Annotated in this window: 26 protein-coding genes and 1 pseudogene; 13 read left to right on the forward strand and 14 right to left on the reverse strand. The window is 58.1% G+C overall.

The window, feature by feature from the left end; translation table 11 throughout:
• The first annotated feature begins 245 nt into the window (after positions 1 to 245).
• On the forward strand, positions 246 to 1547 hold the full coding sequence (locus KIK84_RS03105) for a putative bifunctional diguanylate cyclase/phosphodiesterase (RefSeq protein ID WP_214121491.1): 1302 nt from the start codon (positions 246 to 248) through the stop codon (positions 1545 to 1547).
• A gap of 9 nt (positions 1548 to 1556) precedes the next feature.
• On the opposite strand, the gene KIK84_RS03110 is transcribed toward KIK84_RS03105, so the two are convergent.
• Entirely contained in the window at positions 1557 to 2327 is a 771-nt protein-coding gene (locus KIK84_RS03110; RefSeq protein WP_214121492.1) for a 3-hydroxybutyrate dehydrogenase, read from the reverse strand.
• 104 nt (positions 2328 to 2431) lie between these two features.
• Between KIK84_RS03110 and KIK84_RS03115 the strand changes: the two genes are divergently transcribed.
• Positions 2432 to 3322 (forward strand): alpha/beta fold hydrolase, encoded by an 891-nt coding sequence (locus tag KIK84_RS03115; RefSeq protein WP_214121493.1) that lies wholly within the window; start codon positions 2432 to 2434, stop codon positions 3320 to 3322.
• Between the two features lie 2 nt (positions 3323 to 3324).
• Positions 3325 to 5562, forward strand: coding sequence for a RelA/SpoT family protein (locus KIK84_RS03120; RefSeq protein WP_214121494.1), 2238 nt, complete (start codon positions 3325 to 3327; stop codon positions 5560 to 5562).
• On the opposite strand, the gene KIK84_RS03125 is transcribed toward KIK84_RS03120, so the two are convergent.
• Both KIK84_RS03125 and KIK84_RS03130 read right to left on the reverse strand, forming a co-directional pair.
• Complete coding sequence (locus KIK84_RS03125; protein WP_214121495.1) at positions 5545 to 6456, reverse strand: DUF2145 domain-containing protein; 912 nt, start codon at positions 6454 to 6456, stop codon at positions 5545 to 5547. The two genes, KIK84_RS03120 and KIK84_RS03125, sit on opposite strands and share 18 nt — an antisense overlap.
• Positions 6457 to 6481: 25 nt before the next feature.
• Positions 6482 to 6970 (reverse strand): hypothetical protein, encoded by a 489-nt coding sequence (locus tag KIK84_RS03130; RefSeq protein WP_214121496.1) that lies wholly within the window; start codon positions 6968 to 6970, stop codon positions 6482 to 6484.
• Between the two features lie 122 nt (positions 6971 to 7092).
• Between KIK84_RS03130 and KIK84_RS03135 the strand changes: the two genes are divergently transcribed.
• Positions 7093 to 7734 (forward strand): trimeric intracellular cation channel family protein, encoded by a 642-nt coding sequence (locus KIK84_RS03135; RefSeq protein WP_214121497.1) that lies wholly within the window; start codon positions 7093 to 7095, stop codon positions 7732 to 7734.
• Positions 7735 to 7755: 21 nt separating this feature from the next.
• Here KIK84_RS03135 and KIK84_RS03140 read toward each other — a convergent pair whose 3' ends face one another.
• Genes KIK84_RS03140 through KIK84_RS03150 form a run of 3 tightly spaced genes read right to left on the reverse strand, consistent with a single transcriptional unit; the run spans position 7756 to position 11893 of the window.
• Positions 7756 to 9639 carry a potassium transporter Kup gene (locus tag KIK84_RS03140; RefSeq protein WP_214121498.1) on the reverse strand — a complete coding sequence of 628 codons (1884 nt, stop codon included), beginning with the start codon at positions 9637 to 9639 and terminating at the stop codon, positions 7756 to 7758.
• A 2-nt stretch (positions 9640 to 9641) separates the two neighbouring features.
• The gene (locus tag KIK84_RS03145; protein WP_214121499.1) at positions 9642 to 10328 is read right to left on the reverse strand and encodes a response regulator; all 687 of its coding nucleotides are present in this window, start codon (positions 10326 to 10328) and stop codon (positions 9642 to 9644) included.
• Entirely contained in the window at positions 10325 to 11893 is a 1569-nt protein-coding gene (locus tag KIK84_RS03150) for a DUF4118 domain-containing protein (protein WP_214121500.1), read from the reverse strand. The genes KIK84_RS03145 and KIK84_RS03150 overlap by 4 nt, the downstream gene beginning before the upstream one ends.
• A gap of 108 nt (positions 11894 to 12001) precedes the next feature.
• Here KIK84_RS03150 and KIK84_RS03155 point away from each other — a divergent pair, with 108 nt between their 5' ends.
• From KIK84_RS03155 to KIK84_RS03180, 6 genes are all read left to right on the forward strand, one after another.
• Complete coding sequence (locus tag KIK84_RS03155) at positions 12002 to 12325, forward strand: ArsR/SmtB family transcription factor (RefSeq protein WP_214121501.1); 324 nt, start codon at positions 12002 to 12004, stop codon at positions 12323 to 12325.
• A gap of 8 nt (positions 12326 to 12333) precedes the next feature.
• Positions 12334 to 12810, forward strand: coding sequence for an ArsI/CadI family heavy metal resistance metalloenzyme (locus KIK84_RS03160; protein ID WP_214121502.1), 477 nt, complete (start codon positions 12334 to 12336; stop codon positions 12808 to 12810).
• 32 nt (positions 12811 to 12842) lie between these two features.
• A complete protein-coding gene (locus tag KIK84_RS03165; protein ID WP_214121503.1) occupies positions 12843 to 13346 on the forward strand; it encodes an arsenate reductase ArsC in 504 nt (167 codons plus the stop codon).
• Positions 13347 to 13352: 6 nt separating this feature from the next.
• Positions 13353 to 14036, forward strand: coding sequence for an aquaporin (locus KIK84_RS03170; protein ID WP_214121504.1), 684 nt, complete (start codon positions 13353 to 13355; stop codon positions 14034 to 14036).
• 84 nt (positions 14037 to 14120) lie between these two features.
• The gene (locus KIK84_RS03175; protein ID WP_214121505.1) at positions 14121 to 14783 is read left to right on the forward strand and encodes a RelA/SpoT domain-containing protein; all 663 of its coding nucleotides are present in this window, start codon (positions 14121 to 14123) and stop codon (positions 14781 to 14783) included.
• Positions 14716 to 15057: a hypothetical protein gene (locus KIK84_RS03180; RefSeq protein WP_214121506.1), complete on the forward strand. Its 342-nt coding sequence runs from the start codon at positions 14716 to 14718 to the stop codon at positions 15055 to 15057. The genes KIK84_RS03175 and KIK84_RS03180 overlap by 68 nt, the downstream gene beginning before the upstream one ends.
• Positions 15058 to 15224: 167 nt before the next feature.
• Here KIK84_RS03180 and KIK84_RS03185 read toward each other — a convergent pair whose 3' ends face one another.
• From KIK84_RS03185 to KIK84_RS03200, 5 genes and pseudogenes are all read right to left on the reverse strand, one after another.
• A complete protein-coding gene (locus KIK84_RS03185) occupies positions 15225 to 15680 on the reverse strand; it encodes a chromate resistance protein ChrB domain-containing protein (RefSeq protein ID WP_250207741.1) in 456 nt (151 codons plus the stop codon).
• Positions 15681 to 15728: 48 nt separating this feature from the next.
• Positions 15729 to 15890: pseudogene (locus KIK84_RS16885) on the reverse strand (rhodanese-like domain-containing protein); the annotation flags it as partial.
• A 139-nt stretch (positions 15891 to 16029) separates the two neighbouring features.
• Positions 16030 to 17352, reverse strand: a complete 1323-nt coding sequence (chrA, locus tag KIK84_RS03190; protein WP_214121507.1) for a chromate efflux transporter — start codon at positions 17350 to 17352, stop codon at positions 16030 to 16032.
• Positions 17349 to 18290 carry a chromate resistance protein ChrB domain-containing protein gene (locus tag KIK84_RS03195; RefSeq protein WP_214121508.1) on the reverse strand — a complete coding sequence of 314 codons (942 nt, stop codon included), beginning with the start codon at positions 18288 to 18290 and terminating at the stop codon, positions 17349 to 17351. The genes chrA and KIK84_RS03195 overlap by 4 nt, the downstream gene beginning before the upstream one ends.
• Positions 18291 to 18349: 59 nt before the next feature.
• A complete protein-coding gene (locus tag KIK84_RS03200; RefSeq protein WP_214121509.1) occupies positions 18350 to 20155 on the reverse strand; it encodes an ABC transporter transmembrane domain-containing protein in 1806 nt (601 codons plus the stop codon).
• 58 nt (positions 20156 to 20213) lie between these two features.
• On the opposite strand from KIK84_RS03200, the gene KIK84_RS03205 reads away from it, so the two are divergent.
• Positions 20214 to 21803 (forward strand): alkaline phosphatase D family protein, encoded by a 1590-nt coding sequence (locus KIK84_RS03205; RefSeq protein ID WP_214121510.1) that lies wholly within the window; start codon positions 20214 to 20216, stop codon positions 21801 to 21803.
• A 64-nt stretch (positions 21804 to 21867) separates the two neighbouring features.
• Here the strand turns inward: KIK84_RS03205 and KIK84_RS03210 are convergent, their stop codons facing one another.
• Genes KIK84_RS03210 through KIK84_RS03220 form a run of 3 tightly spaced genes read right to left on the reverse strand, consistent with a single transcriptional unit; the run spans position 21868 to position 23727 of the window.
• The gene (locus tag KIK84_RS03210) at positions 21868 to 22374 is read right to left on the reverse strand and encodes a heme-degrading domain-containing protein (RefSeq protein WP_214121511.1); all 507 of its coding nucleotides are present in this window, start codon (positions 22372 to 22374) and stop codon (positions 21868 to 21870) included.
• The gene (locus KIK84_RS03215) at positions 22371 to 23252 is read right to left on the reverse strand and encodes a carbon-nitrogen hydrolase family protein (protein WP_214121512.1); all 882 of its coding nucleotides are present in this window, start codon (positions 23250 to 23252) and stop codon (positions 22371 to 22373) included. The genes KIK84_RS03210 and KIK84_RS03215 overlap by 4 nt, the downstream gene beginning before the upstream one ends.
• 31 nt (positions 23253 to 23283) lie before the next feature.
• Positions 23284 to 23727, reverse strand: coding sequence for an EVE domain-containing protein (locus KIK84_RS03220; RefSeq protein WP_214121513.1), 444 nt, complete (start codon positions 23725 to 23727; stop codon positions 23284 to 23286).
• Positions 23728 to 23909: 182 nt separating this feature from the next.
• On the opposite strand from KIK84_RS03220, the gene cysC reads away from it, so the two are divergent.
• A complete protein-coding gene (cysC, locus tag KIK84_RS03225; RefSeq protein WP_214121514.1) occupies positions 23910 to 24521 on the forward strand; it encodes an adenylyl-sulfate kinase in 612 nt (203 codons plus the stop codon).
• A 9-nt stretch (positions 24522 to 24530) separates the two neighbouring features.
• Positions 24531 to 25493: an acetyltransferase gene (locus KIK84_RS03230; protein WP_214121515.1), complete on the forward strand. Its 963-nt coding sequence runs from the start codon at positions 24531 to 24533 to the stop codon at positions 25491 to 25493.
• The last annotated feature ends 12 nt before the right edge of the window (positions 25494 to 25505 follow it).

A 25505-nucleotide genomic window follows, 5' to 3' on the forward strand; every position in this document is an offset into this window, starting at 1 on the left:
GTTGTACGTGACAAAGCACAAAACTGTTTCTATTGTTGTACGCAACAGTGCTGCACTTGACACGGAAACTAGTGTACAGATTACTATGTTCTCGACTGGTGTGGGCACAAATAAAGAGTTTTTGTTCTAACGTTTTTATATCGTTTAAATCTGTTGGCCGTAGCATTAATTACATTTTGTAGCGCTTGCGCTGGTTTTCAGCTTGATTTCTTTGTAGGCAACTGTACAAGCTTGCTTATAACACCATGAATAGCGATCAACGTCTCGTACGCCGTATTCTCTACATCGGCGCAGCCATCATGTGCATCAGTGGGGCTGGCTGGGCACCGGTGTTTGCATCACAAGACAATTACTTGGGCGTGTTGCTCGATTTGCTCATGCTCATGTGCGGCGTGGGAGTCGTATTGCTCACGTGGGCCTCTAAGCAGCGTGCGGCTTTTTTTATTTTGTTAGGTGTTTGCTATGCCGTGATCGTGCTTATGTCCATCTTCATGGATATACCCAGTGCCCACGCACCGCGCGTAGCGCACAACTACTTACTGGTTTTGTCCATGTGCTGCATGTTCATCCTGCGCCAAGAGCGGCCTTGGTTGCGCAACGTGATGGTGGCTGTTCCGATGATCACGTTTGTCGGCTTTGCCTCGACCAATTGGGGGATTGCCAGCGGTTTTACCTTACCCGATGACTTGCGCATATGGGGGGCATGGGTCAATACAGCTTTTGCTGTGTTGGCCGCGTACTGCATCATGTTTGTATTGCTATCGGGTAACCAAGCCGCCTTCCGCTTGGGGCAAGAGCTGCGCAGAGGCATTGAAAACCATGAGTTTGTCCTCTATTACCAGCCACAACTCAATCACCAACAAAAGGTGGTGGCCGTGGAGGCCTTGGTGCGGTGGCTGCACCCCCAGCAGGGCTTGTTAGGCCCCGCTTATTTCATCCAAGCTGCAGAAAAAAGTGGTGCCATCTTGCTTTTAGGGCGCTGGGTGATGGAGCAGGCTGCGCAGCAGTTGCAACACTGGAGTCAAAACCCCACGATGCGGGGGGTGAGTTTGTCGGTCAATGTCAGTGTGACCGAATTGTTGCGACCAAGCTATGTCAGTGGAGTAAAGGAATTGTTGCAGCTCTACGCTATTGAGCCAGCCCGTTTGAAGCTGGAAGTTACCGAGAGCGTTTTTGCAGAAGATTTTTCTCTGGTTGTAGAACGTTTAACAGCGTTGCGTGAAGTAGGCGTGGGCATCGCTTTGGATGACTTCGGAACCGGTTATTCGTCGCTGGCGTATCTCAAACGCATGCCGGTGGATCAGGTCAAGGTCGATCGAAGTTTTGTGCGCGATATCGTGACAGACCCGCACGACCAAGCCATTGTTGCTTCCATTGTGCAATTGGCCAGCAGCATGGGTTTTTCGGTCGTGGCTGAAGGGGTGGAAATCGCTGCCCAGCGGGATGCGCTGCAAGCGTTGGGATGCTTGCAGTACCAAGGCTATTTGTTTGCCCAGCCTATGCTGTTGGATGATTTGCTGAACTATTGCCAGCAACACCAAAGCTGAAGCGACGGCTTATTGTGCTGTCCAGCCTCCATCCATATTCCACGCCACTCCGCGTACATTGTCAGCGGCGCTGGAGCACAGAAATACGGCCAATGCCCCAAGCTCTTCAGGGGTGGTGAATTGCTGGGACGGTTCTTTTTCACCCAGTAGCAGTTTGGTGGCTTCGGTGTTGGTCAGCCCCATTTGCTGGGCTTTGGCATCCACCTGCTTTTGTACCAAGGGCGTGAGCACCCAGCCGGGGCAGATGGCATTGCAGGTCACGCCGCTGGTGGCGTTTTCCAATGCAGTGACTTTGGTCAAACCCACCAAACCGTGTTTGGCGGCCACGTAGGCCGATTTTTCAGCCGATGCCACCAAGCCATGTACCGATGCAATGTTGATGATCCGCCCCCAATTGCGCTGCAGCATGCCGGGCAACACTAAGCGGGTGGTGTGGAATGCGCTGGTCAGGTTGATGGCCAAGATGCTGTCCCAGCGCTCAGTAGGAAAGTTTTCAATGCGGCTTACATGCTGAATGCCTGCGTTGTTTACCAATATATCCACTGTGCCAAAGGCCTCTTGCGCATGCGCTACCAGCGCGGCAATGTCGTCGGGTTTGCTCATGTCAGCAGGGTGGTAGCTTACCCGTGCGCCCAAGGCTGTGATGGCCCCTTTGGGGCTCTCGTAGTCACCAAACCCGTTGAGCACGATGTTGGCTCCTTGCGCGGCCAAGGCCTTGGCGATGCCAAGACCAATGCCGCTGGTGGAGCCTGTGACGATGGCGGTTTTTCCTTTCAGCATATGACTCCTATAAATCGCTGTATTGCCTCAGTTGCAGGGCAGTATTCCAGTACGATGGTAGCGTTGTCAAACCCAGTTGTAACCAATGCCAATAGGGGGGTGCTATGGCTGATCCACGACTCAATTCGATTGTCTGCCGCGACTCTGCTAATACCCATCGCATGGCCTACTGGGAGTGGGGTAATCCAGAGGCGTTGCATGCCATTGTTTGCGTGCATGGTCTGACCCGCCAAGGGCGGGACTTTGATGTACTGGCCCGTGCGCTGGTGGCGCAAACCCAGGGTGCAGTGCGCGTTCTTTGCCCTGACGTGGCTGGGCGCGGACAAAGTGATTGGCTGGCTAATCCGCAGGACTACCAATTGCCTGTATATGGCGCAGACTTGGTGCAACTGGTGCAAGCGCTGCAGCTACAGTCTGTGAGTTGGGTGGGCACCAGTATGGGGGGCTTGCTGGGCATGGCTTGTGTGCCTGCGCTGGTGCAGTTGGGGGTGCAGGTCCCTAAGTTGGTTTTGAATGACGTGGGCCCTGTGTTGGAGTGGCAAGCCATGCAGCGCATTGGTCAGTATGTGGGTCAAGTACCCGTGTTTCCCAATTTAGCCCAAGCCTTGGCTATTTTGCGGGCGGTTTCTTTGGGTTTTGGCCCGCATACCGAACAGCAGTGGCTGGACTTCAGTATCCACGCTCTTAAACCCTTAGGGCAAGGCACTTGGACACTGCGCTACGACCCCGCCTTGGCCCAACCGTTTGCCAGTACGTCCGAGGAGTCTGTAAAGCAGGGTGAGGCCTTCTTGTGGGCCGCGTATGACGCAATCCGCGCAGACACCTTGTTGTTGCGTGGACAGGAGTCCGATTTGCTCAGTGCTGCAACAGCGCAGGCCATGCAAGCGCGTGGCCCCCGAGCCCGTTTAGTCGAGTTTGCGGGAGTCGGCCATGCGCCTACGCTGGTGGTACCCGATCAATACCAAGTGGTCATAGACCATTTATTAGCGACTTGAATATGAAGAGTTTGTACACCGATGCCGTTGCGGTACCGGATGCCGGCGATGTGGTGGATGTCATCAACGCATCTGCACCTGCTATGCCACAAGAATCGGATGCGCTGGCCCGTGCCCGAGCTTTTGCCGAACCGCTGCTGAGCAGCGAGACTTTGGGTACTGGAGAAAACACCTTGGCCCATGCCGATGGTGCGGCGGCCATCTTGCGCCACATCCGTGGCTCTGACGCCATGCAAGCGGCTGTCTATTTGGTCTATACCTGTGACCATTTGCACAAACCGCATGAGGTGTTGAGTAAGTCGTTCGGCCCTGGTTATGCCGACTTGGCCATGGAAACCACCAAGCTGGTACGTGTGCAGCGTATGGCCCGTATTAGCCAAGGAGAGCAAGACGACACCAGCCATTTGCCGCAAGCCCAGACCGCTGCCGCCCAAACCGAGAGCGTGCGCAAGATGCTGCTCGCGTTCTCGCGCGATTTGCGCGTGGTCATGCTGCGCTTGGCCTCGCGCCTGCAAACGCTGCGCTACTTCGCCGCCACCAAACAAACGGTGCCTGCTGCGCTGGCCGCCGAGTCTTTGCATGTGTTTGCCCCTTTGGCCAATCGCTTGGGCATTTGGGAGATCAAGTGGGAGATGGAGGACTTGGCCTTCCGCTTTTTGGAGCCGCAGACCTACAAAGACATTGCCCGTTTGCTGGACGAAAAGCGCGTGGAACGCGAAGTGGGTATGGAAACCCTGCGCAACCAACTCGCCGGGGACTTGCGCCAGCAAGGCATAGAGGCCGCGGTGTATGGGCGTCCCAAGCACATCTACAGCATCGTCAAAAAGATGCGTGGCAAGTCGCTGGGCTTTGATCAGTTGTATGACATACGGGCACTGCGGGTAGTGGTGCCCAGCATTTCCGATTGCTATGCGGCTTTGAGTTTGGTACACAACCTCTTTAAGCCTGTGGTGGACGAGTTTGACGACTACATTGCCCGCCCCAAACCCAATGGTTATCAGTCTTTGCACACGGTGGTGCGCGATTCCAACGAGCGGGCCATTGAGGTGCAAATCCGCACCCGTGCCATGCACGAGCACGCCGAGCACGGCGTGGCGGCCCACTGGGCGTACAAAGAGGCTGGTAGCAAAGGCTATGGTGGACAGGTCACCGCCAACAGCAGCTATGACGCCAAAATCGCCGTGTTGCGCCAGCTCTTGGCGTGGGAGCGTGATCTGTCAGGCGCAGCACAAAACGGTGCCAATGGCTTGCTGGATGACCGCATTTATGTGCTGACGCCTGACGCGGCGGTGCTGGAACTGCCTCAGGGCGCTACCCCGGTGGACTTTGCCTACAGTGTGCACACCAGTGTGGGCAACCGCTGCCGTGGTGCCAAGGTCGATGGCGTGATGGTGCCCTTGCACACCCCGCTGCGCAATGGCCAAACGGTGGAAGTCATCACGGCCAAAGACGGGGGCCCCTCGCGCGATTGGCTCAATCCTGAGCTGGGCTACTTGGTCAGCCACCGTGCCAAGGCCAAAGTACGGGCGTGGTTCAACGCCCAAGCGCTGGATGAAACCATCGCCAAAGGCCGTGAAGCGGTGGAAAAACTGCTGCAGCGCGAAGGCAAAACCGCCCTCAAGCTGGACGACTTGGCTGAGCGCTTGGGCTTTAACTCTGCCGATGCTTTGTTCGAGGTGGTGGGCAAGGACGAGTTTTCGCTGCGCACCATTGAAAACCTGTTACGCCCGCCAGAGCCAGAGCCCACCGCGGCCACTGAAACGCCGGTGTGGCGCAAGTCTTCTAATCCAGCGCCCAAAGGGGGGGTGTTGGTGGTGGGGGTCGATTCCCTCATGACCCAGTTGGCCAAGTGCTGCAAGCCAGCACCGCCCGATGTGATCAGTGGCTTTGTGACCCGTGGCAAGGGGGTGAGCGTGCACCGGGCGGATTGCTCCAACTTGCGCAATATGGTGGCCCGCAGCCCGGATCGGGTCATCGACGTGGCCTGGGGCAGCGAGCTGGGGGCGGCCCACTATCCCGTGGATGTGGCCGTAGAGGCCATAGACCGGCAAGGGTTGTTGCGCGATATCTCGGAGGTCTTTACCAAAGAGAAGATGAACGTGATTGGTGTGCAAACCCAGTCGGTCAAAGGCATCGCTTGGATGACTTTTACGGTGGAAGTGAACAATGCCAGCCGTTTGCAGCGCGTGCTCAAGCTGGTGGGGGAGCTGGCTGGTGTGAAATCAGCCCGCAGGCGCTAGAGAGAGGGTTTGGTCGCCTTCGCCAGCTTGGCAGCGGCCTTCCAAGGGCTTCCAGCCCTTGTGCAGAACGACTTGTTTGCCCTTGATGCAAATTTCCAGTCGCTCGCTGCTGGGGATCATGGCGTGCACAAAAGTTTCCACGGAAGCGGGCATGCTGATTTGGTAGAGCAAACGACGTTGGTCGGCTTCAGGGTGGTCGTTGCGGTGCAGCCATGGCAGATGGCCCGATATCCACATCAAAGGCACCGTGTGCACAGGCACCATGCTGGGGCTGTAGGCACGGCTTTGCAACCAGCGTTGCGCTTGGGCGCGTGCGTCATCGCTGGCGCTCATGCCAGACCACGCCGCCGCCAACATTTCGGCAACCCATTGATTGCAGTTTTGGTACAGGGTTGAATAGGGATAGGCGTTGGCGCTGTAGTGGGGATTGAGCAGCGACAAGGCCAGTTTATTGTCCAACGCTGCTTTTTCCAGCACGGTAGCTGCCGTCGAAGGCAAAAAAACCACCGATACAAACAGTGTGTCACCAGTGCTCTTGCCAGTCAGAAAACCTGCTAGCCCTTGGTCGAACAAGCGGCCTTTTTTCTCATCGCAGTCAAAGTAGAGCTGGCGCACACTCCATGGGCTCTGGGGGCTGTTGCGCAAGGCAATGCCCATGTGCGAGTAGCGGATGTCGAAAAATTGCAAATCCAGCCCCGCAAACGAGATCAAAGCCACAGGGCTGCCTGATTGCTCTAGCTGTTTGCGCACCAATTCGCTGAACTGCAGCGTGATGCTTCTTTCACCAGCGCTGGGCTCTCGTCCTTGGTCGCAATAGTTCAATACACCAGCCTGTGTTGCACAGTGCAGGCCAGCGAACAGGCATAAAAAAACCAGCCCTTTGATCCAAGACATATCCGAACCTCGGGCTGGGGTGCAATTACAGCGTAACGGGTACGCTGATCAGGGAATCCATTTTGTCGTCAAAAACAGCCAAGTAGAAGGCTTTTTGATCGGCGGCAGTAGAGAACTCCACACCGTAGTCGTAGGGCTCAGCGTGGATCACATCGCCTTGCTTGATGCCTTGGCTGGGCAGGGCTTTCTTGGGCAGCAGCAACGCAAAGTTCAGGTGCTTTTGCTCTTCGGTGGTGGCTTGCAAATGCACTTGCACCCAGTCGGGCTTACCTGCCACAGCAACCACTTCTACCACGGCGTAGTCTGCCCGTGCAGTGGCGACTTGCTTGCCGGTGGTGGAGCTGCTGGTGATGGAGTCGGAAACGCTGTTGGTGCTGGATAAAAAGCTGTCCCATGATTGGGAAATAGCGGAAGACGCTGTGCTTGATGCCCACGATGTGGATACCAGTGCAGTCGTCATAGCGCCCAGCAACAGTGCTTGGCGCAGGGAATGGGTGAGTGTGGTGGCTTTCATGCAAAGTTCTCCGCTAACGAGTAGCACTGTAAGAAAAAGGCTCGGCGAGTGTATAACCGAAAAGCGTGCGTTTGACCGCTCAAATCAGCCATTCGTGCTTGGCTTATCGGCACAATGGGGCCATGCTTGAGATCAATACTTGGACTTTTTGGTTGCGCCATGTGCTGGAGGTGGCCGCCACCATGGCCTTTACGCTCTCGGGAGTCATGGCTGCTGCGCGCAGCCGTTTGGATGCCGTAGGGGTGTATGCCGTGGCGTTTTTGGCCGCCTTCGGTGGTGGCACCTTGCGCGATCTGCTGTTGGATAGACGCCCCTTCTTTTGGGTGGCCCATGTGGAATACCTCTGGGGTGTGATGGCCCTGACCACTGCTGCCATGCTGTTTATGCGCCAGCGCCACTTTGCCCCTACCGAAAAAGCCATGCAGCTACCCGATGCCTTGGGCTTGGGTTTATTTACTGCGGTGGGCGTGGATGTGTCACTGGATTACCAGATGCCAGCCTTGGTGGCGGTGTTGTTGGGCGTGGTGACCGGGGTGTTTGGCGGGGTGCTGCGCGACATTGTGCGCAGCGAAATTCCTTCTGCCTTCAGTGACCACCGCCCTTATGCGCTGTGTGCTTTTTTGGGAGGCTGGGTGTTTTGGGGGCTGCAAACCATGCCCATGCCTGCTTGGTTGGCCCTGGTCGGCTGTGTGCTGGTCACCGCTGGCATGCGCCTGTGGGCTTTGTGGGCCAACTGGCGCTTGCCGCTGTGGCGGGTGGACTGAGCGAAGGTCTAGCCCTGTGGCCTAGATCTGCACCCGTGTGCCTAGTTCGATCACGCAGTTGTGGGGTAGCTGAAAAAATTGCGCAGCGGTGGTGGCGTTGCGCGCCATCAGGCTAAACAGCTTTTCGCGCCAGAGTGCCATGCCATCGCCCTTGCGGGAGGCAGCTGTGGGCACCACAATCTCACGACTCAGGAAATAAGAGGTTTCAAACAAGTTCACTGGCAGGCCTTGGGCTTTGCACAACTCCAGTGCTTTGGGAATATCGGGCACGTTCTTAAAGCCGTAGCGTACCTGTACACGCCAGAAATGCGGGGCCAGCGCCTCAACCTGCACGCGGTCTTCAAACGCTATCCATGGCACATCTTCAAACACCACCGTCAGGATGATGTTTTGCGCATGCAGCACTTGGTTGTGCTTGAGGTTGTGCAGCAGCGCTTGGGGCACGGTGTGCGGATTAGCCACGGCATACACCGCAGTGCGGGCCACCATGTGCGGAGGACTGACCTGCAGGGCTTCGATAAAAGGCTCTAGCTCAGGATCATTCTGGCGGATGCTGTGCATCAGCAGTTCCCGGCCACGGCGCCAAGTGGCCATCACGGCAAACACCGCCAGCCCCAGCAGCAGCGGGAACCATCCGCCTTCCATGACCTTGATAGAGCAGGACGCCACCAGCACTGCATCGAGCAAGACAAAGAATGCGGTCGCCCCCACGGCTATCGGCAGTGGATAACCCCAGCCATGGCGCACCACGAAAAATGTCAACACGGTGGTAATGAGCATGGTCATGGTCACCGCAATACCATAGGCCGTTGCCATAGCCGATGAACTGCCAAAACCTGCCACCGCCAGCAGCACAGCTACCAGCAGCAACCAGTTGACCTGGGGAATGTAGATTTGTCCCACTTCTTTGACGGAGGTGTAGACCACCTGCATGCGGGGCAATAAGCCCAACTGCATGGCCTGTTTGGTGAGTGAGTAGGCACCCGAAATCACCGCTTGGGAGGCAATCACCGTAGCGGCTGTAGCCAAGGCGACCATGGGCAGCAACCACCCATCGGGGAACATGCGAAAGAAGGGGTTATCCAGTGCTTCGGGGCTGTGCATGAGCAGCGCTCCTTGGCCCATGTAGTGCAGCGCCAAAGCGGGCAGCACCAAACCTGTCCATGCCAAGCGAATCGGTTGGCGGCCAAAGTGCCCCATGTCGGCGTACAAAGCCTCAGCGCCTGTAAAGGCCAGCACGACGGCCCCCATCACGGCAAACAGTTGCCAACCTTGTTCTTGCAAAAAGGCCCATGCATGCAGTGGGTTGAGGGCATGCAAAATCCTAGGCTCTTGGGCAATGTGCGCCACGCCCGCAAATGCCAGCACCCCAAACCACAGGGCAATAATGGGGCCAAACAACTGCCCCACCATGCCGGTGCCAAAGCGTTGCATGGCAAACAGCCCCACCAAAATCGCCGCGCACAGGGGCAGTACATAGGGCTTGAAAGCCGGGGTCACCACTTCCAACCCTTCGACGGCACTGAGTATGGACATGGCCGGGGTGATCACGCTGTCACCATAAAACAGCGCTGCACCTGCTACGCCCATGAGCAGCAGCACGATGCGCCCACGAGGCGCATCCCCAACGGCTTTGGCTGCCAAGGCGGTGAGCGCCATGATGCCGCCTTCGCCCCGGTTGTCGGCGCGCAATATCAGCCACACGTATTTGAGCGTGACCACCAGCATCAGCCCCCAGAAGATGACCGAGATAGCCCCAATCAGGTGTGGAGCATCCAAGGGGACACCCAGTGCAGGGTCAAAAATCGTTTTCACGGTGTAGAGCGGGCTGGTGCCTATGTCGCCATAGACCACGCCCAGTGCGCCCAGCGTCAGGGCGGCGGTGCTTGCTTTGTGTTGACTCATGGTTACTCCACGGCAAGGCGATAGCCAATGCCTGTTTCGGTCAGGATGTGGCGCGGTTCGGCGGGGTTGTGTTCCAGCTTGGCGCGCAATTGCCCCATGTAGAGGCGCAGGTAATGCGTGTGTTCTGTGTGCTCGGGGCCCCACACATCGGCCAGCAGTTGGCGATGGGTCACCACACGGCCTGCTTGGCGTGCGAGGCGCGCCAGCAGTTGGTATTCGGTGGGTGTTAGGTGCACTTCTTGCCCAGCCAGCAGCACTTGGTGGCGGTGCAGATCAATGTACAAATCGTCCAGCGTATGCTCCAAGGTGGCTGCGCTGATGGCGGTTCCTCTGTGCCGCAGGCTGACCCGTATGCGTGCCAGCAATTCATGCACGCCAAAGGGTTTGACCACATAGTCGTCGGCACCCGCATCGAGCAGGGCAATTTTTTGCTCCTCTTGGTGGCGGGCTGATATCACGAGGATGGGCAAGCTGCTGCGCTGGCGCACGCTGCGCACCAAAGTGCTGCCATCCCCATCGGGCAGGCCCAAGTCCAGCAGTAGCACATCGGGCAGGCTGTGCGCCAGCATGGCACTGGCTTCTTGTACCGATACGGCGGTTTGCACTGCAAAGCCCTCGGCCTGCAGCGCTGACTGCAGCAGATGGCGAATTTCCCGGTCGTCTTCCACCACTAGCATGCGAATCGTCATACTGGCTCCTGTGGCTGAAGGGGCATTGGCAGCGAGAGCGTAAAGCGGTTGCCTCCATTGGGGCGGGCGTACCAAGCAATAGTGCCGCCGTGCAGTTGGGCAATCGCTTGGCACAGTGCCAGTCCCAGACCTGCGCCCCGCGGTTGCTGCTGCTTGGCCATGTCGCCACGGCTGTAGGGCTCAAACAACTGCGGGCGCAGTGCTTGGTCAATGGTGGCCCCGCGGTCTTTTACAGACAGGTGAATGCACGGTGCCGTGGTCTGTGTGTCTAGTTTTGCCTCCAACTCCACTTGGTCTTGGCTGTAGTGCAAAGCGTTGTCCAGCAGGTTGGTCAGTGCCTGTGCCAACAGCACCGCATTGGCGCGCAACAGCGGCAGCCCAGCGGGAACACGTGCTTGCAGCGTACGCTGGGGGTGCTGGCGTCGCAAACGCGCCATCACGCTGCCCACTATTTCCTCCACGGACTGCCAGTCCATGACCACCGCGTCGGGCTGGCGGCGTATGCGCAGCAACTCCAGTGTGTTTTCTGTGACCTGGGACAAATAGATCGCTTCGCTGTGAATGGTATCGAGCAGGCGTTGCTGTTCGGTCGCGCCCAAGCGTTCGCCTTGCTCTTGCAGTGCGCTGGCAGCGCCCAGAATACTGGTCAGCGGTGTGCGCATGTCGTGCGAAATGGCTGCCAAGAAAGTACTCTCCAGTTGCTGGCGGCTGTGCTGCAACTGGGTTTCTTGCAGCGCGTGACTCGCGGCCAGTTGCTGCAGGGCTTGGGCCAGCAGGGCGCACAGGGCTTGGGCGTGTTCACGGCTGTCTTCGTCGCTGGCTGCGGCAGGGCGAATGCACGCAGCACCATGGGCTTGGGCACTGGGGTGGCTGAGCAGTGGGATGTACCAAGCTTCTAGGCCCGGCCAGCGCCCGGTTCCAGGCCCCAACGTAGCGCGCTCGCGCATGCAGTGGTGCAGGCCATCGTGCAGGGTGGAGTCGGGGTGTTGGGGGGATGGTGTGATCGGGCTGCTGCTTTCCCAGCCTTTGGGCGTGTGAACCAGCAGCCATGTGTCATGGGCCTCAAACGCTTGTGCCAGTGCGCTTTGGCCCAGCTGGAGTACGGTCTGGGTCGAATCGGCCGCAACCAACTGGCCAGCCAAGCTTTGTAGCTGCAACGCCCGGCGGGTTTGCAGACGGGCTTGTGCTGTGCGTGCTTGCAGCCGTGTGCTCAGGTGGCTGATGACCAAGGCCAATACCAGCATGGCCAGCAGGGCCAACACATTCTCTTGGCTACCCACCTCCAGTGTGAAGCGTGGTGGCACATAAAAGAAGTTGAATGCGCACACCGCCAATACCGCTGCGAACAGAGAGGGCACTCGTGGCAGTCGGTAGGCCAGCACCACCACCGCCAGTACATAGAGCATGGCTTGGCTGGTGAGTGACACGTGGTCGTGCAACAGCCAGCCCAGCAAGGTGGCGGCCCCCAACATGGCTCCAATCCAGAGGGCATGCCGCCAATGACGGTTCTGTGCAGTAGAGGAAACGTCTGCGCTGTGGGGCTTAGAGGGGCTGATTTCAAGCATGCCCACAGCGTAGCACTGGGCCTGTTAGGAAAGCATAAGGATGCTCACCACTGCAGCGTAGGAGGTCTGTGCCATAAAATTATCAAATAATTCAACTATAATTGAATTATGGATAAGAAAACCACCATTCGCGCACTGGCCGCTTTGGCCCAAGACGTTCGGCTGGACGTGTTTCGGGCTTTGGTCGTGGCGGGCGAGCAGGGCTTGACCCCCGGCGACATGGCCGAGTCTCTGGGCGTGCCAGCCACAGGCTTGTCTTTTCACCTAAAAGAGCTGATGAATGCAGGCCTCATTGCCCAAGAGCGCCAAGGACGCAATTTGCGCTACCGCGCTGAATTCACCGCCATGAATGAATTGCTGGCATACCTGACAGAAAACTGCTGCCAAGGCCAGTCCTGTGGCGCGGCAGCCCCCAATCCTTGTCACTGCTAGGAGCAACTATGAAGCGTTTCCATATCCACATGCGCGTCGAAAACCTCGATGCCAGCATCGCCTTTTATTCCAAGTTGTTTGCTGCACAGCCTGCCCGCGTGGAGGGCGACTATGCCAAATGGATGTTGCAAGACCCTCCGGTCAATTTCGCGATCTCCACCCGGGGTGGTGCGCCGGGTTTGGATCACTTGGGTATTCAGGTAGATGACGCCAGCGAACTGGCAGAACTCAAAGCCCGTGCGGAGCAAGCCGAGTTGGCCTTGACCGACGAAGGCGAAACCACCTGCTGCTACGCCCGCAGCGAAAAGCACTGGGTGACCGACCCGCAGGGCGTAGCCTGGGAGCATTTCCACACGCTGGGCTCAGTGCCCATGTTCAGTGAGGCCAGTCCACAAGCCAAACCCCAAGCAACTTCCGCTTGCTGCACACCACGTGGCAAACCCATAGGTATCGCGGTGAATGCAGCCAATTCTGCCTGCTGCTAATCCAGTTGCTCTAGACGCCTCGATGTATTGCTATGACCACCCACGTACTTATTCTCTGCACCCACAACTCCGCGCGCAGTGTGCTGGCCGAAGGCATGCTCAACCACCTAGCTCAGCAACTGGGCCAGGACGTGAAAGCCCATAGCGCAGGCAGCGCACCCAGCGGGCGGCTCAATCCCTTTGCACTCGAAGCCCTTGCCAACGCCGGAGTGGACACCAGCGCCTACCGCTCCAAAAGCTGGGACGAATTCACCACGCCCGAGGCACCACCGCTGTCCATAGTCATCACCGTGTGCGACAGCGCGGCAGCAGAGGCCTGCCCGGTGTTCTTTGGTGGCAACGGCCAGCCCGTGAAAGTGCACTGGGGCTACCCCGACCCGTCCAACGCCGAGGGTGGGGACGAAGGCAAGCGCCGCGCCTTTGAACTGACGCGCCAAGCCATCGGCTACCGCATGCTGCAACTGCTGGCCTTGCCCCTGCACAGCATGGACAAAGCACAGCTGCAAGCGGTACTGCAACAAATTGCCCGGAGCTAAGCCGCCATGACGACATCCACGCGAACCTCGGCGCATCCCACCTTGTCCCAACGCTGGCTGGCCGAGCTGCTGGGCACCGCCGTGCTGCTGGCGGTGGTGATTGGCTCGGGCATCATGGCCGAGCATTTGGCGGGCGGTAACGTAGCCATTGCGCTGCTGGCCAACACCGCCGCGACGGTGGGCGGGCTGTACGTGCTCATCGAGGTGCTGGGCCCCATCAGCGGCGCGCACTTCAACCCTGTGGTGAGTGCCGTCATGGCCTGGCGTGCCGAACTGTCTTGGCGCGATGCACTGGCATATGTGGCTGCCCAGCTAGTGGGCGCGCTACTGGGGGCGTGGCTGGCGCATGCCATGTTTGATCTGCCCCTGCTGCAGCTCTCTGCCAAGCTGCGCAGCGGCCCAGCGCAATGGCTGGCCGAGGTGGTGGCCACCGCCGGGCTGTTGCTGGTCATTTTGCGCGCGCCCGCAGGCAGGGCGTCGTCTTTGGTGGCAGCCTATATTGGCGCTGCGTATTGGTTCACAGCGTCCACCTCGTTTGCCAACCCCGCTGCGGCGTGGGGGCGCATGTTCAGCGACAGCTTTGCCGGCATAGCCCCGGCCAGCGTGCCCGGTTTTGTGCTGGCGCAGTGTGTAGGGGCGGTGCTGGCAGTGGGGTTGAACCGCTTACTGGGGCATCACAAGGCTGGCTAGTGTTCAGCTAGCTAGCAAATAAGTGGTGTGTGCTAAGGGTGGGGTGATAATCACACCATTGGTTTAGATGCGCGGGACAATCGCATGACACTGAGCAATAGCCAGATTACACAACTGGGCGATAGACTTCGCAGCGGTGATTTCAGCGAAGATGACTTGGCTATGCTTGACGTGTTTCGCCAAACCTATAGTGAAATTGATGAACTGGCCTATCAGCTAATTCAAAGCACGCTTGCATCCACCATGGGTTGGACGAGCACCAAACGCAAGCGCAAAACCCAGCAGTCTATAGTTGATAAGCTCTGCCGCCTGCCTCAGTTACGTCTGCCGCAAATGCAGGATATTGCGGGCTGTCGGATTGTGATTGAGGGCGGCAGTCAGATGGCAGATAGTATCGGCGGTTTGCTCACTAGCGCATTTGAACCGCATCAATGGAAGATTGAGCGCAAAGAGAGGCATGCCCATGGTTATCGGGCTACCCACATCATCGCCAAAACAGGCCAAAAGTTTTACGAGATACAGCTACGGACTTATGCACAGGACGTGTGGGCCAACACGGTTGAAGGTTTGTCCGATGAGAAAAATACGCTTAAGTATGGTGGCAGCGATCAAGAGCAAGAACAGATGAGTCAATTGCAAAGTTTGGCGGAGCGCTTTGCTGCAATTGACCTGCACGCTCATGAAGTATCTTTTGAAGGGTATCAGCAGCAAATACAGAAAGCGATTAACGATGTACTTTCTAATTGAACACGATCGCACCAGCAAAAAAACTAGCTGTACCGAGTTTCATGACTATGTTGAGGCACAGCATGCCTGCCTGCAAAAAGAGCAGGAGCACTTTCATGCCCAGCGCCCTGAAATGGAGGTGGTGGTTTTTGAAGCCAACTCCATCGAAGACTTAAAACGAACCCATGGGCGCTATTTTCCGGTTTCGCCTGTGGAGAACAAAGGCAATGCAGCAGAGGCTTTGCTGGCTGTTGGACTCATAGGGTTGGCGATTTATCTGATGAAAAAAAAGTGAATCGTTCCTATAGCCGTTACTCATAAGCTACTGCTTGAACTGCAGCGCTGCCAGCCGTGCATACAGCCCGCCAGCAGCTACCAGTTCGGCGTGGCGGCGGTGCTGGCTGTGGGGTTGAACCGGGCTCTTTGCGCAGAACACCGCTGACCTGCGTTTGTCCATCCGCTTCACTGGGGCGAAATGGGTGGCCAGTTGTGTGTTTCCTGTTGGCAGTGTTGGCACCACGCATAGAGCGCGTCGTACATGACCATGCCATGTCGCAGCATTTCATGATCGTCAGCGAAATTTTGTGACAGTCCCAGCGACAGCGCATAAAGCCCTGCAGATTGGGGAGCGAGGTCGAGGCGAGCAGTGTCTGCCCCGCGCACGATCACGGCCATTTGTTGCAGTGCGGGGTCATCCAGTTGGTATTTGCTCAGGAAGGCATCGAAGCTGCACAACTCGCCGACGTGTGATAGCTCTACGCCGCCAATGTCATACGGAATCGCTCCTGTCTCCTCTGCAATGCGTACTACATCACTCGGTGGCACATAGAGAAATTCCGCTTTGGGGTCGATAAAACGCGCTACCAACCACGGACACGCAATACGGTCAATCTTCGGGTGTTCGCGTGTAATCCACAGCGATGAAGCTGTGAGGACATGCGTGGGCAGCTGATCGCGCTGCCACTGTGCTATGCCCCCCTCCAAATAGACAGCCTTGACCCCCATTGCGCACAAAGCGGCTGTGAGCGCTTGGCTTATCTCATGCCCATGAGCGCAGTAAAGCACCCAAGAGTCAGTGCGCTCAATCGTGTCTTTCCAATCCAGCCAGTGTTCTGGATCGCACCACATCGTGCCCAAAGGTGACGTAATTTCGAGACCACTGTTGCTACGCGCTACTTTTCGCCGCACATCCAGTAACCGGGGTGGATTTGCTGACAGCAATAGCTTGCTTAAGTCGATAGCAGTGATTGTGTTCAACGTCCCCTCCTTATTGGCTGAAAAATTTGACCAGTAGTCCAACTGCCGCACACACGGCAATGACGTGAATCACGTTGCGTTTGAACTTCAACAGCGCAATCGCCGCACCCAGTGCAATCAAGGCAGATACACCATCAAACCGGCCACCAAACCCTGTTGGCCAGAGAACGTGGTAAGCAAAAAATAAGGCTAAATTCAGAATCACGCCTACGACGGCGGCAGTAATGGCCGTTAACGGAGCGGTAAATTTGAGATCGTTGTGGGTGCTTTCCACCAAGGGGCCTCCCGCCAAAATGAACAAAAACGATGGCAGGAAGGTGAACCATGTCACGATGCTGGCCGCGATTGCACCTGCAAGGAACAATGCATCCGGGCCAAAAAAGGCTTTGACGTAGCCTCCGACAAAGCCAACGAAAGCCACCACCATGATCAAAGGCCCAGGTGTTGTTTCACCCAGTGCCAAGCCATCAATCATTTGCGTTGCTGTCAACCAGCCATACTGGCCTACTGCACCTTGGTACACATAGGGCAGCACAGCATAGGCTCCACCAAAAGTCAGCAACGCGGCCTTGGTGAAGAACCATCCCATCTGCGTCAGTGTGTGGTTCCACCCGTACACGAGAGTCAGCATGCCCATCGGCACAAACCACAGCAAAGATCCAATCACCGCCACTTGAAGCAGACGACCCCCATGGAACCGGGCGTGTGCAGGTGTTGGCGTATCGTCATCAATCAGTGCCGGGCCGTAGTGCTTGTCGCTTTGTCCATGCCCACCGCCCGTCTTGAACTTGTGGGGCGCGATCCGCCCACCGATATAGCCGATCAGCGCAGCGGCTGCGACGATCACGGGAAAGGGAAGGTTGGCCGCAAAAATGGCCATGAACGAAGCCGCAGCGATCCCCCAAAGCCAATTGTTTTTGAGGGCGCGCGAGCCAATGCGATGGGCCGCTTGCACCACGATGGCGGTTACAGCAGGCTTGATGCCGTAGAACAGGCCAGCCACCAGGGGCATCTCGCCAAAAGCAATGTAGACCCAAGAGAGGGCCATCAGAATCAGCAACGATGGCAGTACGAATAGAGCGCCGGCCACGATACCCCCCCAAGTTCTATGCATCAGCCAGCCAATGTAGGTAGCCAATTGCTGGGCCTCGGGGCCCGGAAGCACCATGCAGTAATTGAGTGCATGCAGGAAACGCTTTTCGGAGATCCAGCGCCGATTTTCAACCAGCTCCTGATGCATGATTGAAATTTGCCCAGCTGGCCCGCCAAAGCTGATAAAGCCTAGCTTTAGCCAGAATCTGAATGCCTGCCAAAAACCAACGGATGGGGTCATGGGGTTTGTGTTCCTTTATCGAAGCTGGCTAACAAGCCGTCAAAGATGCTGGAAGCGGCCGCCAGCAACTGGTCGTCATCGGTGATGCTTTCGCGCATTCCGGCCAGCACGCTTTCGATGCCCGCTGCTTCGGGGGGCTGGACACCCCCTACATCGAGGTAGTGCACCAACAAACCGAGGCGGTTGAGCCCAGCTTGTTCTAAGCCGAAACTTGCCATCAACACCTCGAAGGTGACGCGGCTGCCAACGTGCGTGAACCTTGCGCCATCAAAGTCAAAGCTGAGTGCTTCGGATGGACAGTCCGCAGGCTTTGCCAGCCAGAGCAAGCGTGCTTGCGGGTCGATGAAGCGGCGGATCAGCCATGCACTGGCGAGCCTATCCACCCAAGGGCGCTGGCGTGTGGCCCACATGCGCCCTTGAAAGTCCGAGGGACGATAGCGAACCAGCGTTCCCTGCGTGACTTCAGGCTCGTCGGGCGACAAAGTGCGTGCACAGGCCAATTCCAACGCACTGAGCGCACTGTGGGTCTGTCTTTGCGCTTCACCGGGAAAAAAGTCAATCTCCGCCAGCGCACTGAATGACTTGCGCAGCTTCCTGGCTTTTCGCAAGGCGTCTTGCGCGGTGTCAGCCGATAGTGTTTGCTGGATGAGGGCTGTCTCGTTAAGCAGCGTGGCAAACTCATGGCTGCGATCAAACAGGCTAACAAAGCTTGTTGCGTCGGGGCTTTCTACCCGAAGGACATGCGCTGCTCCACCGCCTTCACGCACATCGGCCGCCAAATTCTCCAGCGTGGTGCGGCAATCGGGACGCTCAGGCATGAGGTACACCCCATCACGCAGCACAGCCGCACCAGAGGCCTTGAGCGCACGCCAAGCGCGTTGGCGCAAGGTGGCATTTTCAGTCGGCAGGGTGGTGATGATGGTTAGCCATTCATTCATGAAGCTAACTCTACATTAATGTAGATGTTAATTCAAATAAATGACTGCGCGATGATCTCTCACTGTTTGAACTGCAGCGCCGCCAGCCGTGCATACAGCCCGCCAGCAGCCACCAACTCGGCGTGGGTGCCGGTTTCGACGATGCGGCCAGCGTCCATGACGACGATGCGGTCGGCTTTTTGCACGGTGGCCAAGCGGTGGGCGATGACGAGCGTGGTGCGGTCGCGCATGGCGCTTTCTAGCGCGGCTTGCACCATGCGTTCGCTTTCGGCGTCCAGCGCGCTGGTGGCTTCGTCCAGCAGCAGCAGGGGCGCGTTTTTGAGCATGGCCCGCGCAATGGCGATGCGCTGGCGCTGGCCGCCAGACAGGCGCACGCCACGTTCGCCCAAGAAGGTGCCATAGCCCTCTGGCAGTGCACGGATGAAGTCATCGGCAAAGGCGGCGCGGGCGGCGCTATACACCTCCTCATCGCTGGCGCTGGGGCGGCCGTAGCGGATGTTTTCCAGCGCGCTGCTGGAGAAGATGACCGCCTCTTGTGGCACCAGTGCCATGCGTTCGCGCAGGGCGTGCAGGTTGGCACGGGGCAGCGGCACACCGTCCAGCAGCACTTGGCCCTGCTGCGGATCGTAAAAGCGCAGCAGCAGTTGCAGCACCGTGCTTTTGCCCGCGCCGCTGGGGCCTACCAGCGCCACGGTTTGGCCGGGTTCCAGCGTGAGAGAAAAATCGCTCAGCGATGCTTGGCTGGGGCGGGATGGGTAGTGAAAAGTAATGCCCTCAAACACCACCCGGCTGGCGCTGTTGCTGGCAGGCAGCGGTTGGGCCTGCGCGGGCGATTCGATAGAGGAGCGCGTGTGCAGCAGCTCCATCAGGCGTTCGCTGGCACCAGCAGCACGCAGCAAGTCGCCATACACCTCGCTGAGCACAGCGAAGGAGCTGGCCAGCATGATGACGTACACCACTGTTTCGCCCATATGCCCGGCGCTGATTTGCCCGGCCAGCACGGCTTGCGTGCCTTCGTACAGGCCCCACAAAAGTGCAGCGGAAGTGGCGATGATGATGAACGCCATCAAGCCCGAGCGGGCTGCCACACGGCGGCGGGCGGTGGCAAAAGCATTGTTGGTAGATTGGATGAAGCGCTGCGATTCGCGCTGCTCTGCGGTGTAACCCTGCACCACGGGAATGGCGTTGAGCACCTCCGCAGCGATGGCGCTGGAGTCGGCCACGCGGTCTTGGCTGGCGCGTGACAAGCGCTGCACACGGCGGCCAAACCACACGCTGGGTAGCACCACCAGCACCAGCACGCCCAACACTTGGGCCATGATGAGTGGGTTGGTCCATACCAACATGGCCAAGGCACCCAAGCCCATCACGGCGCTGCGCAGCCCCATGGAAAAGGACGAACCCACCACGGTTTGCACCAGCGTCGTGTCGGTGGTCAGGCGCGAGAGCACTTCACCGGTTTGGGTGGTTTCAAAGAAAGCGGGGCTTTGCTCGAGTACATGGCTGTAAACGGCGTTGCGCACATCGGCTGTGACGCGTTCGCCCAACCAGCTCATGAGGTAAAAGCGCACGGCTGAAAAAATACCCAAGGCAGCAGCCACGACAAAGAGCAAGCCAAAGTAGTCGCGCAGAGCCACCAATTTGGCGCCCGTGGCTACCGGGTCAGGGGCAGCGCCTGCTGGGGCTAGGCCTTGGTCTATCAATTGGCGCATGGCCATCGGAAAGCACAGGGTGGCAATGGCGGCCAGCACCAACGCAATCAGCGCCCATGCGATGCGCCCGCGATAAGGCCGCAAAAACGGCAACAAGCCACTGAGTGCGCGTGGGGTTTTTGCCGAAGCGGCAGGGGGGGATGTATTGGTCATGTAGCTGACATTTTGCGTTGTTTCAATGAAATGGTTTTGACCAATAGGAGAAACCTGTATGCAACGCCGTCATTTCTTGGGTGCCTCATTGCTGGGGCCGGTTATAGGCCAATCCCACTGGGCGCTGGCGCAGCAAGCGCCTGCTGTCATTACCCGTGAGGCCATGCGCCCGCAGTTTCCATCGGGCATTCAAAGTGGCGATGCCCAAGCCCAGTCCGCCATGCTGTGGGCGCGCAGCGACCGCCCAGCCCGTATGTGGGTGGAGTGGTCCACCACGCCTAGCATGCGCAATATGCAGCGCGTGCGCGGCCCCTATTTGCTGGACATGACGGACTTCACGGGCAAGCTGGATTTGACCGGATTGCCCGCCGGGCAAGAGATTTTTTACCGTGTCATGCTGCAAGACTTGCACAACGAGCGCGTGTTTTCTGAAAGCATGAGCGGGCATTTGCGCCTGCCGCAAGCCAGCCATACCAAGGCCGTGCGCAATGTGCGCTTTACTTGGAGCGGCGATACCGCAGGCCAAGGCTGGGGTATCAACGAGTCCTTGGGCGGCATGCGCATTTACGAGCAAATTCGCCAAACGGGGTGCGACTTTTTCTTGCACAGCGGGGACAACATCTATGCCGATGGCCCCATGAGTGAGCAAGTGAAGCTACCCGATGGCAGCATGTGGCGCAATGTGGTGACGGAGGAGGTCAGCAAGGTGGCCGAGTCGCTGAACGAATTTCGGGGCCGCTACCGCTACAACTTGATGGATGCCAACATCCGCCGCATGGCCGCAGAGATTCCGCAAATCTGGCAGTGGGATGACCACGAGGTGACCAACAACTGGTCGGACTCCAAAGACCTGTCCGCCGACAAGCGTTACACCGAAAAAAATGTGCCGCTCTTGGTGGCACGGGCGACCAAGGCATTTCACGAATACGCCCCCATGCGCACCTACGGTGTGGCCGAGTCCGAGCGTGTCTACCGCCACCTGCCCCAAGGCCCGTTGATGGATTTGTTCGTGCTCGATATGCGCAGCTACCGCGGTGCCAACAGTACCAACTTGCAAGACGAAGAGAGCGAGGATTCCGCATTTTTGGGTCACCCACAGGTGCAGTGGCTGATCGAAGGTTTGAAAAAGTCCAAAGCCGTGTGGAAGGTGATTGCGGCGGACATGCCCATAGGCCTGCAAGTGCCCGATGGCAAAGACGCCATGGGCAATGACAAATGGGAGGCGATTGCCAATGGCGACAACGGCAAACCACTGGGCCGCGAGATAGAAATGGCACGCCTGCTGCGTGAGATCAAGCGTGCCAATATCCGCAACGTGGTGTGGTTGACCGCCGATGTGCACTACACCGCCGCCCATTACTACGATCCCAACCAAGCGCAGTTTCAGGACTTTTTGCCGTTTTGGGAGTTCGTGTCGGGGCCGCTCAATGCGGGAACCTTCGGCCCCAACTTGCTGGACAAAACCTTTGGCATTCAGGTCAAGTACCAAAAAGTGCCCGATGCGCCCAACACCTCGCCAGCGCAAGGTATGCAGTTCTTCGGGCAAGTGGACATTGACGCCAAAACGCATGCCATGACGGTCACCCTCAAAGACATGCAGGGCGCATCGCTCTACACCCAAGTGCTGCACCCGCACCGCAGCGCCTGAGGTGGACGCGAGGGGGTGAGGTGTCTGGGGCCGGTGCGGCCCCATGTGACCCTATGTGGCTTGTTTACAGCGGAGCCAGTGCCACTTGTTCCAGTGGCAGGCCTGCCAGTTCGGCCAAGGCGCGCACCACCATGCCGTGGTCGTCGCGGTGGAAGATGCCCGACACCGTGGCCGATCCCACCATGCCCACGCCCTTGACGCGAATAGGCACGCAGCCGCCGTTTTGGGTGTAGTCGCGCACAGGCAGACCTTGCTTGGCTTCCAGCGTAGTGCCTTCGCGCTGGAAGCGCAGGCCCACAGCGTAGGAGCTGCTTTGGAACAATTCAGCCGTGTTGTGCTTGCGGCGGATCCAGTCGGCGTTGAGCGGGCCGGTGCCGGGCATGGCGTAATAAAACACGGTGTCTTTGCCCAAACGCACGCAAATAGCCAAGGCTACGCCGTCGGCTTCGGCCAGTTCTTTGATGCGGTTGCCCAACTTCCAGGCGGTGGTTTGGTCAAACGCGCTCAGTTGCAGCAGTTTGTCTTGTACGGCCAGTTGTTGCAGGTCGGCTTCGATATTGATGGTGCTCATGGTGTGTCCTTGTAAAAGGTGGGTTGGTTAAATTTGCTATCAATTTGATAGCTGGTGTAGCAGTATCCATGCGCTATAGAGGCTGATTTGTTCTCTAATGGGGGTGTTATTTGAACCACCAACAGCGCAGTGCCTAGCCCGGCTACTTCACCCAAGAGTGTGCCATCTGGGGCCCAGCAGGCACTGCGTCCGGCGCTGGCATAAGGGCCAGATGGCGCGCCATGGTTGGCAATGAGCACACACAGGCGGTTGGCTTGGGCGGCCTGCTGCCACAGCGCAGCGTCGGCTGCGTAGCTTTGGGGGGACACCAACACACCCGCCGCGTAGACCTGCGCTCCCGCGTGGGCGGCGGCCTGGGCATGGGCGGCTTGGTTGCTGTCAAAGCAGATGGCCGAGGCGATGGGCAGCGACACCGTGGCTGGGTTGCTGCTCTGTGAAGATGCCAGCAGTCTTTGCACGTGTGCAGCGGGTGCTGTGCCATCTAGGGTGGGGGAGGCGGCGAACTCCCGTTCGCTGCCATGCAGGTATTGCTTGCAGTAGAGCGATGGAGCAGCGTGCGGGTGCAGGGTGAGGGCGGCAATGCAGGGTTTGTTAAGGCCCGCCAGTTGCACTGGCAGCCCCACGGTAATGGACATGCCCAGTTGCTGCGCCGCTTGTTGCAGCGGCAACAAGTCCTCGTCCAACCATTCATGGGGTGGCTTGGCCAAGGCGGCTAAGTGGGGCAGCTCGTAGCCAGTGAGCGATAGCTCGGGAAACACCAACCACTGCACCCCATGCTGGGCGGCGGCGTGAATCAGTTGCAGGTGGTGCTGCACATTGGCGGCGATGTCCAGTGGTACGGAGCAGCTTTGCGCTGCCGCCAGGGTGAAGGTGCTCATGCCCAGCACTATAGCCAAGCGATTTGACCATTTAGGCCAAGAGTGCCAAGACGTGCTGCCAGTGCCGTGGCTCTACGGGCGTGATGGACAGGCGGTTACCGCGCTGCAGCACCAGCAAGTCAGCCAGCGCAGGGTCGGCGCGCAGTTCGGGCAGCGCTAGCAGGCGCGTCTTGCGTTCAACTTGCACGTCCAGCAGCAGCCAGCGTGGCTTGTCGGGTGGGCTTTTGGGGTCGTAGTAGGGCGAAGCGGGGTCGAACTGCGTGGGGTCGGGTCGAACGCCCGACACCACCCGTGCCAGCCCCGCTATGCCGGGCTGCGCGCAGCTGGAGTGGTAGAACAAAACGCCATCGCCCACCTGCATGGCATCGCGCATGAAGTTGCGGGCTTGGTAGTTGCGCACACCCGTCCAGGCGACGGTCACGTTGGGGGCTGCCAGCGCGTCGTCTATCGACACATCGCTGGGTTCGGATTTCATGAGCCAGTACTGCATAGGCAAAAGTATGCGGCCTATTGCGGTGCTTTTGCATTTGGCACAAATGTTCTTGGCAAAGCCGTATTTGCCTGTTATAACGTTTCTTACTAAGTTTATGATTTTTTCGTACTTAGGTTCTGCCGACGTTGATATCGCAGTGTCAAACAACAAGAAAGGTGTGAACAATGAATGGGAGTGACTGCGCGACGAACCTCACTTGGTGTGCCTCCAGTGTGAGTTCGCAAGAAAGAAATGAGTTTTTCAGCCAAAAACCGGCAACTTTATGGCTAACTGGTCTTAGTGGGGCAGGCAAGTCCACCATAGCCAGGGAGTTTGAGCGACAGCTCATCCATGCAGGCCATGCGGTGTTTGTGATTGATGGCGATAACCTGCGCCAAGGTTTGTGCAAAAACCTCGGGTTTTCCCCCGGTGATCGCTCAGAGAACATCCGGCGTGCTGCCGAGGTGTGCAAGCTACTCAACGAGGCGGGCATGCTGGTCATCGCATCCTTCGTGGCGCCTTACAGAGCAGACCGGGCGATGGCCCGCGAGATTGTGGGGGCCGATCAGTTCATTGAGGTCTATGTGTCCACCTCGCTCCATGTGTGCGAAGAGCGAGACCCCAAAGGCTTGTACAAAAAGGCGCGTGCTGGCGAAATTCCCAACTTCACAGGCGTTTCGGCGCCGTTTGAAGAACCCTTGCAACCCGACTTGGTACTCGATACGCACCGTCTCTCTATTGATGAGAGTGTGGCTTATTTGTGGCAAGTGACAGAGCCGTATTTTGTCCAGCACTAGGCTGCCTTGATGCGCCAGTTCGACGTGTTCAATGGCGATGCAGACGGCATTTGTGCACTGCATCAGTTGCGTCTGGCCCAGCCACAAGCAGCCGAGCTTGTAACGGGGGTTAAGCGCGATGTGCTGTTGCTCGACCGGGTGTTGGCAGCGGCAGGAGATCGCATCACGGTGCTCGATATTTCGCTGCACAGCAACCGTGCTGATGTGCTGCGCTTGCTGCAAGCAGGCGCTGTGCTGGAGTATTTTGACCACCACCATGCTGGTGAAATACCGCAGCACCCAGGGCTGCATGCCCATATCAATACCGATGCTGCGGTATGTACCAGTTTGCTGGTGGATCAATACCTTGGCGGTGCATACCACTTGTGGGCCATTGCGGCGGCGTTTGGTGACAACTTGCAGGACGGCGCACGTGCCTTGGCAGACCGTGCCAAGCTGAGTGCAACGCAGATTGCCACCTTGGCGCATGTGGGGGAATGCCTGAACTACAACGGCTATGGCGACAGTTTGGAGGATTTGCACTTTCATCCAGCAGCGCTGTATACGGAGCTCAAACCCTATGCCAATCCACTGGTGTTTGCCCACGAGTCCAAGGCTTTTGCGCGCTTGGCCACAGGGTTTGCCAATGACATTGCACTGACTGACACCACCAAGCCCTGGCATGCCAGCGATGCAGGCGCTGTTTTTGTGCTGCCCGATGCGGCGTGGAGTCGCCGCGTCAGTGGTGTGTATGCCAACCGTTTGGCCACAGCCCGGCCCGCAAGAGCCCATGCAGTGCTAACCCCCAACTCCAGCGGATGCTACACCGTGAGTGTGCGTGCGCCTATCAGTCGCCCCCATGGTGCTGATGTTTTGTGTCTGCGCTTCCCTAGCGGTGGTGGTCGCACGGGCGCGGCAGGCATTAACCAATTGCCTGTGGCGCAACTGGATGCATTTGTGACGTGTTTTGAAGAACAGTTTTTACATGCCTAACCATCAGGGAGT

Origin of the sequence: Curvibacter sp. CHRR-16, assembly GCF_018474005.1 — a bacterium.
In the GTDB taxonomy this organism is placed as follows: domain Bacteria; phylum Pseudomonadota; class Gammaproteobacteria; order Burkholderiales; family Burkholderiaceae_C; genus Allorhodoferax.